Source organism: Myxococcota bacterium (assembly GCA_041389495.1).
Lineage (GTDB): Bacteria > Myxococcota_A > UBA9160 > UBA9160 > UBA4427 > JAWKRT01.
In genome coordinates this window covers 88721-101774 of record JAWKRT010000002.1, presented here as the reverse complement: position 1 = coordinate 101774, position 13054 = coordinate 88721, and the positions used below count along the sequence as shown (strand labels likewise).

The following is a 13054-nucleotide window of genomic DNA, read 5'->3' as shown; positions in this document are numbered from 1 at the left end:
ACCCCGTTCCTCCCGGAGCCGCGAGTCGTCATGAAGAAGGTGAAGGGCCTCGCCCACCGCAGCCGCAGCAAGCGCAGCAGCCGCCACCGCGCGAAGCGCAAGGCCAAGCTCGCGCGCGCCCGCCGCCGCATGTCGCGCGGCGCGCGCAGCACCTACCGCTAGCCCGCCGCCCCCGCACCCCGGCGCGCGACCGCGTCGCCGAGCTCGTCGATCGCACGCGCGAGCGCATCGTCGACCGCGCGCTCCCAGCCCGCGGCGGACGCGCTCGCGCCCGCCGACGGGAACGCGATCGCGCGCGACGAGGCGACGACGCCGCCCTCGAGCACGCCCGACGGCCCGCGCACGAACCCGCGCACCGCGTCGCGCGCGCTCGCGCCCTGCGCGCCGTAGCCCGGCACGAGGAAGAGCGCGCGCGGGAGCTGCTTGCGGATCGCCTCGTGCTGCTCGGGATGCGTCGCGCCGGCGACCACGCCGAGCGACGACCAGCCCGTCGCCGGCCCCGCCATCGCGTCGCAGGCGGGCGCGAGCGCGGACGCGAGCCGCACGAAGACGGGCTCGCCCGCGACCGCGAGGTCCTGCACGTCGCCCGAGCCCGGGTTGCTCGTCTTGACCAGCACGAAGACGCCCGCTCCGCTCGCGCGCGCCGCATCGAGGAAGGGCGCGAGCGTGTCGAGCCCGAGGTAGGGGCTCACGGTGAGCGCATCGGCGCGGACGGGCGCGCGGGCGCCGAAGTAGGCGGCCGCATAGCCCTCGGCGGTCGATCCGATGTCGCCGCGCTTCGCGTCGACGAGCACGAGGAGCCCCGCCGCGCGCGCGCGCGCGACGACGCGCTCGAGCGCGCGCACACCGCGCCAGCCGAGCTGCTCGAAGAACGCGACCTGCGGCTTCACGACGGCGACACGCCCGGCCACGCGGTCGACGAGTGCGTTGCACAGGACCTCGACGGCGTCGGCCGTCGCCGGGTCGTCGGGCGACATCGCGCCGCGCCGGAAGGGCTCGGGAACGAGCGCGAGATGCGGATCGATGCCGACGCACAGCGGGTGCCCGAGCGCGCGCACGCGCTCGACGAGCGCGTCGCCGAAGTGCGCGGGGCGCGGCGGCGAAGGCAGTGCGGTGGCGTCCGGCACGGCGCGCAGCGTAGCACCGCTATGCTGCGGCCGATGTCGACGACGGACACCGCGAGCCGCGACGGCGGCGCGCGCGAAGGAGCGCGCGGAGGGTCGCACGACGCCGGCGCTCCGCTCGCGTTCGCGCTCGAAGCGACGAGCGGCGACGCGCGCACCGGCGTCGTCACGACGCCGCACGGCCGCTTCGCGACGCCCGCCTTCATGCCCGTCGGCACGCACGGCGCCGTGAAGGCGATGACGCCCGCGCAGGTGCGCGCGACGGGCGCCGAGGTGGTGCTCGCGAACACCTATCATCTCGCGCTCCGCCCCGGCGAGGGCCTCGTCGAGAAGCTCGGCGGTCTGCACGGCTTCATGCGCTGGGACGGGCCGATCCTCACCGACAGCGGCGGCTTCCAGGTCTTCTCGCTCCCGAAGGTCGCGATCGACGACCGCGGCGTGCGCTTCCAGAACGAGGTGACGGGCGAGCGCATGGAGCTCACGCCCGAGCGCTCGATCGAGATCCAGAACGCGCTCGGCGCCGACATCATCATGGCGTTCGACGAGTGCACGCCCTACCCGGCCGCGCGCGAGCTCGCCGCGACCGGCGTGCGCCGCACGCTCGCGTGGATGGAGCGCTGCATGCGCGCACACGCACGCCCGGGCGCGCAGGCGCTCTTCGCGATCGTGCAGGGCAGCGTCTACCCCGACCTGCGCAGCGCGTGCGCGCAGTCGCTCGCCGCGCTCGACTGCCCCGGCTACGCGATCGGCGGCGTCTCGGTCGGCGAAGGGCACGAGCTCCTGTGCCAGATCACGTCGCACACCGCGCCGCTGCTGCCGGCGCACAAGCCCCGCTACCTGATGGGCGTCGGGCTCCCGCACGACCTGCTCGCCGCCATCGGCTACGGCATCGACATGTTCGACTGCGTGATCCCGACGCGGTACGCGCGCTCCGCCACCGTCTTCACCGCGCGCGGGCGCATCCGCCTCACGAACCGCCGCTACCGGCGCGACGGCTTCCCGATCGACCCGACCTGCGACTGCGAGGCCTGCGCCGGCGGCTTCTCGCGCGCCTACCTCCACCACCTGTTCGCCGCGAACGAGGTGCTGTCGGCCATCCTCTGCTCGCTCCACAACGTGCGCTTCTACGAGCGGCTCATGGCGCGCGCGCGCGAGGCCATCGCGCAAGACGCCTACGCCGCGTTCCGCAGCGAGTTCCTCGCCGAGTACGACCGCAACGACGGGCGCAGCGGCGACTGACCGTCGTCGCCCGCCGGCCGGAGCGCTAGCGTCCGCCCCCCGAGCGAGGCCGCGCGGGCGCGACGAAGAGCGCGACGCAGAACGCTTGGAAGTCTGGAGCTCCCCGTCCCATGGCCCTGCAGTGCGGCATCGTCGGCCTTCCCAACGTCGGCAAGAGCACGCTCTTCAACGCGCTCACCGCCGCCGGCATCGCCGCCGAGAACTATCCCTTCTGCACGATCGAGCCGAACTCCGGCGTCGTCGTCGTTCCCGACGCGCGGCTCGCCGCGCTCGACGCGATCGTGCACAGCAAGCAGGTCGTCCCCGCGACCGTCGAGTTCGTCGACATCGCCGGGCTCGTGCGCGGCGCGTCCGAGGGCGAAGGGCTCGGCAACCAGTTCCTCGGCCACATCCGCGAGACGGACGCGATCGCGCACGTCGTGCGCTGCTTCGACGACGAGAACGTGACGCACGTCGACGGCGCACCCGACCCGCTGCGCGACGTCGAGACGATCGAGACGGAGCTCGGCCTCGCCGACATCGCCACCGTCGAGAAGCGGCTCGACCGCGCGCAGCGCACGGCCAAGAGCGGCGACAAGGACGGCAAGGCGCAGTCGGCCATGTTCACCGAGCTGCTCGCGCACCTCTCGGAGGGCCGGCCCGCGCGCACGTTCGCCGTCGCCGAGGCCCTCCGCCCCGCGCTGCGCGACTGCCACCTGCTCACCGCGAAGCCCGTCCTCTACGTCGCGAACGTCGACGAGGCGTCGCTCGCCGAGGGCAACGCGTTCAGCGCGGCGCTCGAGCGCCGCGCGGCCGAGGCGGGCGCGGGCGTCGTGCGCGTGTGCGGCAAGGTCGAGGCCGAGCTCTCCGAGCTCGACGACGCGGAGAAGGTCGAGTTCCTGCGCGAGCTCGGCGTCGACGAGCCCGGGCTCGACCGCCTGATCCGCGCCGCCTACGCACTGCTCGACCTCATCACCTTCTTCACCGCGGGCGAGAAGGAGGTGCGCGCCTGGACGATCCGGCGCGGCACGCTCGCACCGCAGGCGGCAGGCACCATCCACACCGACTTCGAGCGCGGCTTCATCCGCGCCGAGGTGATCGCCTTCGACGACTACGTCGCGGCCGGCGGCGAGGCCGGCGCCAAGGCGGGCGGCACGATGCGCGTCGAAGGCAAGGAGTACGCGATGCGCGACGGCGACGTCGTGCACTTCCGCGTGGGTGTCTGAGCCGGTCGCGCGCGGCGCGCGGCGCCTGCGAGGGACGGAGGCAACGAGATGGAACGGATCGCGAGAACGACCTGGCTGGCCGCGGCCGCGCTCTTCGCCGCACTCGCGCTCGCCTGCGCACACGACGCACCGCAGGAGGCCTCCGAGCCCTGCCCGCACGCGCACCACCGCGCACATCACCATGCCCATGGCGACGCGGCCGCGTGCCCGATGCACGAGGGCGGCGAGTGCCCGATGAAGGCGGGCGGCGAGTGCCCGATGCACGCGGACGGCGAAGCGTGCCCGATGCACGAGGGCGACGAGTGCCCGATGCACGCGCACGGCGAGGCGTGCCCGATGCACGCGGACGGTGAAGCGTGTCCGATGCATCCGGACGGCGAGCCCTGCCGGTGCGCGGAGCACGCGTGCGACGGCGTGCCCTCGGAGGCGGAGTAGGCGTGCCGCGCGGAGCGCAGGAGCTGCTGTCGCCCGAGGAGGTGCTCGCGCGTCACTCGGGCGGCCCGTCGACGGGCGTCTTCACGGACGGCTCGTGCGAGGGCAACCCCGGCCCCGGAGGCTATGGCTGGGTCTGGGTCGAGGACGGCGCGATCGTCGACAGCGGCCACGGCTACGAGCCGCGCACGACGAACAACCGCATGGAGCTCAGCGCGGTGATCGCCGCGCTGCGCACCGTGCCGCGCGACGCCGAGCTCACGCTCTACTCCGACTCGCGCCTGTGCGTCGACACGCTGAACGAGTGGGCGGCGGGCTGGGAGAAGCGCGGCTGGAAGCGCAAGACCGGCCCGATCGCGAACCTCGAGCTCGTGAAGGAGGCGTACGCGCTCGCGCGCGCGCATCCGAAGGTCGCGATCCGCTGGATCAAGGCGCACGACGGCTCGCTGTGGAACGAGTACGCCGACGCGCTCGCGACGACCTACATGCGCGACGGCGCGCGGCGCTGAGGCGCCGCGCCGACGACGCTAGGCGCTCCCTTCGCCGCCGCGAAGCGCGAGCCCCATCGCGACGCGCTTCGCCGGGTCGAGCCCGCTCGCGGCCTCGGCGGCGAGCACGGCGCGGAGCGCCGGCCCCTGCCGCGCGCGCGGAATCTCGGCGAAGCCGAGCTTCGCGTAGAACGGCGCATTCCAGCGCAGGTGCCGGAAGGTCGTGAGGACGACGCGCTCGCGGCCCGCGCCGCGCGCCCACGCGACCGCGGCCTCGACGAGCGCGCGCCCGACGCCGCGGCCCCCGTGGCGCGGCGCGACCGCGACCTCCATCAGGTGCGCGTCGCCGTCGAGCTCGCCCGCGACCGCGAACCCGACGGGCCCGCCCGTCGCCGCCTCGCGCGCCACGAAGAGCCGCCCCTCGCGCCGCGCGGCCTCGAGCCCGTCGCGCGGGAACGTGTCCGCGCGGTGCGCGGGCGGGAGATCCTCGTCCGGGAAGAGCGCGGCCGCCGCGAGCTCGATCGCCGCGAGCGCGTCGAGCTCGTCGGACGCGACGGCGGCGTCCTCGGAGGCCGCGCCGATCGCGTAGCCGGACGGCGCCTCCATGCTAGTCGCCGTCCGCGGGTGCGTATCGCTCCCAGTGGAGCGACTCGTCGACGGGGCGCCGCGGCGGCCGCCCGTAGCGCCCGATCGGCCAGCCGATCGGGATCAGCGCGACGGTGGGCGTCTTCTCGGGGTCGAGGCCGAGGTAGCGGTCGATCTCCTCGCCGTGCACGCGGTGGAGCTGCGTGAGCGAGGCGCCGAGCCCGACGGCGCGACACGCGAGGAGCACGTTCTGCGCGCACGGGTAGAGCGCCTGTCCCTGGTCGATGCCGCGCCGCACGCGCCCCGCGATGAAGAGGTGCACGGGCACCTCGTGCAGCCGCTCGGCCAGGTGTCGCGCCGAGCGCACGTTGCGGCGCGCCGCCTCCGACACCCCCGTCTCACCGGCCGCCGCTCGCTCGAAGTTCGCGAGATAGCCGGCGAAGGCGCTCGCATAGCGTTCGGCGACCCACGCGCGGCGTGCGGGCTCGGTGACCGCGACGAAGATCCACGGCTGCCGGTTCCCGCCGGAGGGCGCGAACGTCCCGGCCTCGCACACCTTGCGCACGAGCGCGCGCGGCACCGGGTCGGGCCGCAGTCGCCGGATCGAGCGCGTCGTGCGCAGCCCCTCGAGGAGCGGCACGTCCTCGCCGATCGTCGCGACGTCGATCTCGTCCGGCGGCGACGTCGGCACGCGCGCGCCCCTGCCGACCCGTCGCCTAACGACCGGTCGAGATCGGCAGGTTCACGTAGCCGCGCACGTGCGCCTGATAGGTGCGCGTCATCCCCGCCTCGTCCACCTCGTAGTGCGGGAAACGCGCGCGGATCTCCTCGAGCGCGATGCGCGTCTCGAGGCGCGCGAGGCTCTTCCCGATGCACACGTGGTGACCGTGCCCGAAGTAGACCTCGCGGTCGTGCGGGCGGCGCGTGTCGAAGCGGTCGGGGTCGGGGTACTCGCGCTCGTCGCGACAGGCCGAGCCCGTCACGAGCGCGACGCGCGCGCCAGCGGGGATCGTCACGCCGTGCCAGGTCGAGTCGCGCAGCGCGACGCGCCCCTGGAACTGCGACGGCGCCTCGAAGCGCAGCGTCTCCTCGATCGCGTTCGGGATGCGCGAGGCGTCGTCCCACAGCGCCTGGCGCTGGTCGGGGTGGCGCCAGAGCTGGTACACGCAGTGGCCGAGCAGCTTCGCCGTCGTCTCGGCACCGGCCGCCGCGAGCAGCGTCGTGAACCCCTGCACCTCGTCGTCCGTGAGCGTGCGTCGCTCGCCGTCGAGGTCCTCGTACTCCGCCTTCACGAGGATCGAGATCAGGTCGTCCTGCGGGTCGGCGCGCCGCCTTGCGATCAGGTCCGCGATGTACTGGCGCGCGGTTCCCATTCCGATGATCGCGTCCGTCGCGAGCCCGCCGTCCGGGTCGCGCTGCAGCCCCTTGTCGACCCAGCCGCGGTACCGGTCGCGGTCCTCGACCGGGATGCCGAGCAGCACGCTGATCACGTCCATCGGGAACTTCACCGCGAACTCCTGCTCGAAGTCGAACGCGGGCAGCGCCGCGAGCGGGTCGAGGTAGTGCTTCGCGATGCCGCGGATCTCCTCCTCCATCGCCGCGATGCGGCGCGGCGTGAAGCCGCGGCTGATGATGTTGCGCACGCGCGTGTGGCGCGGCGGATCCATCCCGATGATCGAGAACACCTCGCCCGGCATCTGGCCGCGGTTCTCGAGCGTCGGCCCGAGCGAGCTGCTCATCGTCTCCCAGTCGAGCGTCGCCTCCCACACGTCCTCGAAGCGGAACAGCGCGTAGAAGTCCATCGCCTCGTTGTACGTGCACGGCTCCTCGTCGCGGAACCGCCGGTAGAGCGGGTACGGATCCTCCTGGAAGGGGCGCGAGTACGGGTCGTAGACGAGGTCCATGGCGTTGCCTCCGTTTCAGCTCCCGAGAGCGCTCGCGCGCCCGCGCTTCGCGCGACTCGCGCCGTTCGCCGTCTTCGGGAGCCGCGTTGCGCCGAGCGCGAGCACGCGCTCGAACTCGGCCTTCTCGACGGGCACGACGGACAGGCGCGAGCGGCGCAGGAGCTGCATGCCCGCGAGCGCCGGGTCCTTCTTGATCGCCGCGAGCGCGACCGGCTTCGCGAGCGCGACGAGCGGCTCGACGTCGACGACGACCCACTGCGGGTCGTCGCTCGTCGGGTCCGGGTACGACTCGCGGCACACGCGCGCGACGCCGACGACCTCCTTGCCCTCGTTCGAGTGGTAGTAGAGGGCGAGGTCGCCGACCTCCATCGCGGCGAGGTTGTTGCGCGCCTCGTAGTTGCGCACGCCGTCCCAGTGCGTGCGCCCGTCGCGGACGAGCGCGTCCCACGCGTACTTGAACGGCTCGGACTTCACGAGCCAGTGCCGCCGCGCCATCGATTCCTCCGGCCTCCCGCGAGCGCGCGTATCCTACTCGACATGGAAGGCGGGGGCGGAATCGGGGACGTCGAGGAGGTGCGCTTCGGGCCCGCGATCGCGCTCGTCGCACCCGCGCGCGGACGCTACCCGGACGGCCGCTCGCTCCTCGTGCGAGGACGCAGCGAGACGGTGCTCGTCGACCCGTCGCTCGGCGTACGACCGCAGGGCGACGTCCTCCGCGGCGAGGTCGACTGGTGCCTCCTGAGTCACGGCCACGAGGATCACGTCGCCGCGCTCGACCTGTTCGCCGACCGCCCCGTGCGGCTCCACGAAGCCGACGCGCCGGCACTCGCGTCGCTCGACGCGTTCATGGCGCTCTACGGCTTCCCGCCCGACGTCGAGGGCCCGTGGCGCCGCGCCGTCGTCGAGCGCTTCCACTTCGCGCCGCGCCCCGACGCGCAGCCGCTTCGCGACGGCGCGCGCTTCGACCTCGGCGGGCGCTCGATCACGGCGGTGCACACGCCGGGCCACACGCGCGGCCACTGCTGCCTGCTCGTCGAGGGGGCGGGCGAGCCGCCGCTCCTCTACCTCGGCGACATCGATCTCTCGAGCTTCGGCCCGTACTACGGCGACGCCTGGAGCTCGCTCGACGACTTCGAGCGCAGCCTCGACGCAGTGCGCCGGATCGACGCGCGCTGGTACGCGACCTTCCACCACGTCGGCGTCGTCGAGCGCGCGGAGTTCCTCGAGCGGCTCGAGCGCTTCGCGCGCGTGATCGCGACGCGCGACGAGCGCCTGCTCGCCTTCCTCGCGCAGCCGCGCACGCTCGACGAGATCGTCGCCCACCGCTTCGTCTACCGGCCGGGCGACGCCGTGCCGTTCGCCGACGCCGTCGAGCGCCGCAGCATGGGCCAGCACCTCGCGCGCGCCCTCGCCGACGGGCGCGCGCGCGAGGTCGAGCCCGGGAGGTTCGCGCGCCGCGACTGAGCGCCGCCGCGGGGCGCCGCCGCGCGCGTGCGGAACGCGCGCACGCCGCCCGGTGTCCCGTGGGCCGGTTGAAGCGGGGAGCGCCCGGGCGATACTCCCGCGCCCCGTCCGCCCTTCCCGTTCCGCGAACCCACCCGCCGCGGCCGCCGCGCCGCGACGGCCTCCGGAGGACACCGATGAGCGAGAGCGATCGCGCCGGGCTCGAGCAGCACGCGCGCGTCTGCAACGACCTGCTGGCCGAGGTCGGCAAGGTGGTCGTCGGCCAGGAGACGATGATGTCGCGCCTCCTGCTCGGCCTCCTCACCGGCGGCCACGTGCTGCTCGAGGGCGTGCCGGGCCTCGCGAAGACGCTCGCCGTCCGCAGCCTCGCGAAGGCGATCGACACCGGCTTCTCGCGCATCCAGTTCACGCCCGACATGCTGCCGGCCGACGTGATCGGAACCGAGGTCTTCCATCCCAAGGACGGCACGTACAGCGTCAAGAAGGGGCCGCTCTTCTCGAACCTCGTGCTCGCGGACGAGATCAACCGCGCGCCCGCCAAGGTGCAGGCCGCGCTGCTCGAGGCGATGCAGGAGCGGCAGGTCACGATCGGCGACACGACCTTCGCGTTCGACGAGCCGTTCCTCGTGCTCGCGACGCAGAACCCGATCGAGCAGGAGGGCACGTACCCGCTGCCCGAGGCGCAGGTCGATCGCTTCATGCTGAAGGTGAAGGTCGGCTACCCGAGCAAGGAGGACGAACGCAAGATCGTCGACCGCATGGCGAGCGCGCAGCCCGTGCCCGACGTCGCGAAGGTCGCGTCGCCCGCGCAGCTGCTCGCGGCGCGGCGGGTGGTCGACCAGGTCTTCGTCGACGACAAGGTGAAGGCCTACGTGGTCGACCTCGTGCACGCGACGCGCGACCCCGAACAGGCGGGCATCAAGGATCTCGCGGGCATGATCGAGATGGGCGCGTCGCCGCGCGCGTCGCTCTACCTGACGAAGGCCGCGAAGGCGCACGCCTTCCTCCAGGGCCGGACGTACGCGACGCCGCACGACGTGAAGAACCTCGCACCCGACGTGCTGCGCCACCGCATCGCCGTCACCTACGAGGCGGAGGCGCAGGGCCGCAGCAGCGAGGACGTGATCGAGCGCATCCTCGCCGGGGTGCTGGTCCCGTAGCGCCCGCGCGCGCGTCGTCGCCATGCTCCCTTCCGAGGTCCTCCGTCGCGTCCGCGAGATCCAGGTGCGCACCGGCCGCCAGGTGGCCGACGTGCTCGCGGGCGAGTACGTCTCGGTGTTCAAGGGCCGCGGCATCGAGTTCGACGAGGTGCGCCCCTACATCCCGGGCGACGACGTCCGCACCATCGACTGGAACGTCACCGCGCGCACCGGCGCGCCGTACGTCAAGCGCTACGTCGAGGAGCGCCAGCTCACGCTGATGCTGATGGCCGACGTGTCCGCCTCGCAGGACTTCGGCTCGGGCGCGCGCAGCAAGCGCGAAGCGACGGCCGAGCTGTGCGCGCTGCTCGCGTTCTCGGCGACGCGCAACGACGACAAGGTCGGGCTCGCGCTCTTCCACGGCGACATCGAGCAGTACATCCCGCCGCGCAAGGGGCAGAAGCACGCGCTGCGCGTCGTGCGCGAGGTGCTCGCGCACGGCGCCGTCGACGCGCCGGGCGACGCGCCCGCCGGCGAGCCGCGCGAAGGCGCGTTGCGCGCGCTCGCGCGCGCGGCCTGGGACCGCTTCCGCGATCCGGCCGGGCGCTCGCGCCGACCGCGCGCGCCGCGCCAGGCGACCGACGTCGCGCACGCGCTCGAGTTCCTCATGCAGGTCACGTCGCGCCGCACGATCTGCTTCGTCGTCTCGGACTTCCTCGACGAAGGCTTCGAGACGGCGATGGTCGCCGCGAACCGCAAGCACGACGTGATCGCCGTGCTCGTGACCGACCCGCGCGAGCTCGCGCTCCCCGACGTCGGCCTCGTCGCGCTGCGCGACGCCGAGACGGGAGAGACGCGGCTCGTCGACACGGGCTCGAGCGTGTTCCGCGAGCGCGCGGCCGCCGAGGCCGCCGCGCGCGTCGACGCGCTCGAGCACCGCTTCCGCTCGCTCGGCATCGACTTCGTCCACGTCGACGCGGCCGGCGACGTCGTCGACCCGCTCGTACGCTTCTTCCGCATGCGCGAGCGCAGGACGCGGCGATGACGGACGCCCGCCTCCGCCGCCGCGCGATGGCGCTCGCCCGTACCCTCGCCGTCGCGATCGCGCTCTGCGCGGGCGCGCCCGCGAACGCGGCGCCCGACGACGCCGCACCCGCCGCGAGCGCGCCCGACGACGACGCGCGGACCACGACGGCCGAGCGCGGCCCCGTCGTCGCCGTCGTGCGCGTGTCGCCGCGCGCGCCCGTGATCGGCGACGTCGTCACGCTCGAGCTCGAGGTGCGCGCGGAGCCCGACGTCGAGCTCCTCATGCCCGCGTTCGGCGAGGCGCTCGGGCGCTTCGACATCGTCGACTTCGCGCCGCGCGAGGAGATCGACGCGAGCGGAGCGACGATCGCGCGACAGACGTACCGCCTGCAGCCCGCGCGCTCGGGCACGCAGACGATCCCGCCGCTACTCGTCGAGTTCGTCGATCGCCGCGCGGGACGTGCGCCGGCGCCCGAGGGCGAGGACGCGTACGAGCTGCTCACCGATCGCATCGATCTCGAGGTCGGCTCCGTGCTGCCCGAGGGCGCGCCGCTCGCGCTGCGCCCGGCGATCGGCGCGCTCCCCGCGCGCGGCGAGCCGCTCGCGCCGTGGTGGGCGTGGGCACTCGGCGCACTCGCGCTCGCCGGCGCGGCGGCGCCCTTCGCGTGGCGCGCCTGGCAGGGCGCGCTCGCGCGCGGGCGGCGGCGCAGCGCCTACGAGGTCGCGCGCGCCGAGCTCGATGCGCTCCTCTACGCCGGGCGCCCCACCGCGACGACGATGGACGCGTTCTTCGTGCGGCTCTCGCTGATCGTCCGCACCTACCTCGAGGATCGCTTCGGCCTGCGCTCGCCCGAGCTCACGACCGAGGAGTTCCTCCAGGTCATGGGACGCTCGCCCGACCTCGCGCGCTCGCACCAGCTCCTGCTGCGCGAGTTCCTCGTGCTCGCCGACCTCGTGAAGTTCGCCGGACACCTTCCCGCCGACGAGGACGTGACGCGCTCGATCCAGGCGGCGGAGCGGTTCCTCGAGGAGACGCGCCACCAGGCGCAGGGCGGCGAGGAGGCGGCGCATGCCTAGCATCGCCGACGTCGTGGCCGTCCTGCGCCACCCGGGCTTCGGCTTCGCGGAGCCGTGGGCGCTCGCGCTCGTCGCGGTCGCGCCGCTCGTGTACGCGCTCGCGAGCGGTCTCCCGTCCTCGGTCGCCTACTCGAGCCTCTCGCTCGTCGGCGCGCGCGGCGAGCGCTCGCTGCGCGTGCGCCTCGCGTGGGTCCCGGCCGCGCTGCTCGCGCTCGCGACGGCGCTGCTCGCCGTCGCGCTCGCCGGTCCGCGCACGGGCGACGCCGTCACGCGCGTCGAGCGCGAGGGCATCGCGATCGCGATGGTCGTCGACCGCTCGGGCTCGATGGAGGCGCGCGACTTCGTCCGGGGCGATGCGAGCGCGAGCCGGCTCGACGTCGTGAAGCAGATCTTCCGCGACTTCGTGACGGGCGGCGACGGCGGCGCTCCGCGCGACGACGACCTGATCGGCCTCGTCGCCTTCGCCCGCTATGCGGACGGGCTCTGCCCGCTCACGCTCGACCACGGCAACCTGCTGGCGATCCTGGGCGACGTCGCGACGCCGACCGAGCCGAGCGAGGACGGCACGGCGATCGGCGAGGGCCTCGCGCTCGCCGTCGAGCGCCTGCGCCGCCAGGAGACCGCCAGCAAGGTCGCCATCCTGCTGACCGACGGCGTCAGCAACGCGGGCGAGATCGACCCGCTCCAGGCGGCCGACCTCGCCGCGCAGTACGGCATCAAGGTCTACGCGATCGGCGCCGGCCGCTCGGGCTTCGCGCCGTTCCCCGTGCGTCGGCCGGACGGCCGCACGACGCTCCAGCGCGCGCGCGTCGAGATGGACGAGCTCACGCTGCAGCGCATCGCGCAGCGCACCGGCGGACGTTATTTCCACGCCACCGACGCCGACGGCCTGCGGCAGGTCGTCGACGAGATCGGTCGGCTCGAGCGCAGCGAGGTCGCCGAAGTGCGGTACCTCGAGTACGAGCACCACTTCGCCCCGGTCGTCGCCGCCGCGCTCGCGTGCGCGGCCGTCGCGGCGCTGCTCGGCGCCACGTGGCTCAGGAGGCTGCCCGCGTGAGCGACCTCCACCTCGCGCATCCCGCGCTCCTGCACCTCGCGTGGCCGTGGCTCGCGCTGGTCGCGCTGCTGGTCGCGCTCGAGCGGCGGCGCGGCCGGTCGATCGAGCAGCTCGTCGGCCCGTCGCTCCGCGCGCGCCTCGTCGCGATGCCGGCGGCGTGGCGGCGCACCGCGCGCACGCTGCTGCTCGGCCTCGCCGGCCTCGCGATGATCGCGGCCCTCGCGCGCCCGCAGTGGGGGCTGCGACACGTGGCGACGCCGCGCGTCGGCGCCGAGATCATGATCGCGCTCGACGTGTCGCGCTCGATGATCGCC

15 protein-coding genes are annotated in these 13054 nt (G+C 74.2%); 10 read left to right on the top strand and 5 right to left on the bottom strand.

Features of this window, described 5'->3' with window-relative positions; all coding sequences use genetic code 11:
* The first annotated feature begins 30 nt into the window (after positions 1-30).
* Complete coding sequence (locus tag R3E88_11080) at positions 31-162, top strand: hypothetical protein (GenBank protein ID MEZ4217011.1); 132 nt, start codon at positions 31-33, stop codon at positions 160-162.
* On the opposite strand, the gene pyrF is transcribed toward R3E88_11080, so the two are convergent.
* The gene (pyrF, locus tag R3E88_11075) at positions 159-1127 is read right to left on the bottom strand and encodes an orotidine-5'-phosphate decarboxylase (GenBank protein MEZ4217010.1); all 969 of its coding nucleotides are present in this window, start codon (positions 1125-1127) and stop codon (positions 159-161) included. The genes R3E88_11080 and pyrF overlap by 4 nt on opposite strands.
* Before the next feature lie 33 nt (positions 1128-1160).
* Here pyrF and tgt point away from each other — a divergent pair, with 33 nt between their 5' ends.
* From tgt to R3E88_11055, 4 genes are all read left to right on the top strand, one after another.
* Positions 1161-2363: a tRNA guanosine(34) transglycosylase Tgt gene (gene tgt, locus R3E88_11070; GenBank protein ID MEZ4217009.1), complete on the top strand. Its 1203-nt coding sequence runs from the start codon at positions 1161-1163 to the stop codon at positions 2361-2363.
* Positions 2364-2473: 110 nt separating this feature from the next.
* Positions 2474-3568, top strand: coding sequence for a redox-regulated ATPase YchF (gene ychF / locus R3E88_11065; protein ID MEZ4217008.1), 1095 nt, complete (start codon positions 2474-2476; stop codon positions 3566-3568).
* 48 nt (positions 3569-3616) lie between these two features.
* A complete protein-coding gene (locus R3E88_11060) occupies positions 3617-4003 on the top strand; it encodes a hypothetical protein (GenBank protein ID MEZ4217007.1) in 387 nt (128 codons plus the stop codon).
* Between the two features lie 2 nt (positions 4004-4005).
* A complete protein-coding gene (locus tag R3E88_11055) occupies positions 4006-4509 on the top strand; it encodes a ribonuclease H (protein MEZ4217006.1) in 504 nt (167 codons plus the stop codon).
* An 18-nt stretch (positions 4510-4527) separates the two neighbouring features.
* Here the strand turns inward: R3E88_11055 and R3E88_11050 are convergent, their stop codons facing one another.
* From R3E88_11050 to R3E88_11035, 4 genes are read right to left on the bottom strand one after another with little or no spacing between them, the layout of a single operon-like run.
* Entirely contained in the window at positions 4528-5094 is a 567-nt protein-coding gene (locus R3E88_11050; GenBank protein ID MEZ4217005.1) for a GNAT family N-acetyltransferase, read from the bottom strand.
* Between the two features lies 1 nt (position 5095).
* Complete coding sequence (locus R3E88_11045) at positions 5096-5764, bottom strand: nitroreductase family protein (protein ID MEZ4217004.1); 669 nt, start codon at positions 5762-5764, stop codon at positions 5096-5098.
* 25 nt (positions 5765-5789) lie between these two features.
* The gene (locus R3E88_11040; protein ID MEZ4217003.1) at positions 5790-6977 is read right to left on the bottom strand and encodes a cytochrome P450; all 1188 of its coding nucleotides are present in this window, start codon (positions 6975-6977) and stop codon (positions 5790-5792) included.
* A 15-nt stretch (positions 6978-6992) separates the two neighbouring features.
* Positions 6993-7472 carry an EVE domain-containing protein gene (locus tag R3E88_11035; protein ID MEZ4217002.1) on the bottom strand — a complete coding sequence of 160 codons (480 nt, stop codon included), beginning with the start codon at positions 7470-7472 and terminating at the stop codon, positions 6993-6995.
* 42 nt (positions 7473-7514) lie between these two features.
* Here R3E88_11035 and R3E88_11030 point away from each other — a divergent pair, with 42 nt between their 5' ends.
* The 5 genes from R3E88_11030 to R3E88_11010 all read left to right on the top strand — a co-directional run bounded on the left by R3E88_11030 (position 7515) and on the right by R3E88_11010 (position 12740).
* Positions 7515-8441, top strand: coding sequence for an MBL fold metallo-hydrolase (locus R3E88_11030; protein ID MEZ4217001.1), 927 nt, complete (start codon positions 7515-7517; stop codon positions 8439-8441).
* Between the two features lie 176 nt (positions 8442-8617).
* Complete coding sequence (locus R3E88_11025; GenBank protein MEZ4217000.1) at positions 8618-9601, top strand: MoxR family ATPase; 984 nt, start codon at positions 8618-8620, stop codon at positions 9599-9601.
* A 22-nt stretch (positions 9602-9623) separates the two neighbouring features.
* The gene (locus tag R3E88_11020; protein ID MEZ4216999.1) at positions 9624-10625 is read left to right on the top strand and encodes a DUF58 domain-containing protein; all 1002 of its coding nucleotides are present in this window, start codon (positions 9624-9626) and stop codon (positions 10623-10625) included.
* Complete coding sequence (locus tag R3E88_11015) at positions 10622-11683, top strand: hypothetical protein (protein MEZ4216998.1); 1062 nt, start codon at positions 10622-10624, stop codon at positions 11681-11683. Before R3E88_11020 ends, R3E88_11015 begins: the two co-directional genes overlap by 4 nt.
* Positions 11676-12740 (top strand): VWA domain-containing protein, encoded by a 1065-nt coding sequence (locus R3E88_11010; GenBank protein MEZ4216997.1) that lies wholly within the window; start codon positions 11676-11678, stop codon positions 12738-12740. The genes R3E88_11015 and R3E88_11010 overlap by 8 nt, the downstream gene beginning before the upstream one ends.
* The last annotated feature ends 314 nt before the right edge of the window (positions 12741-13054 follow it).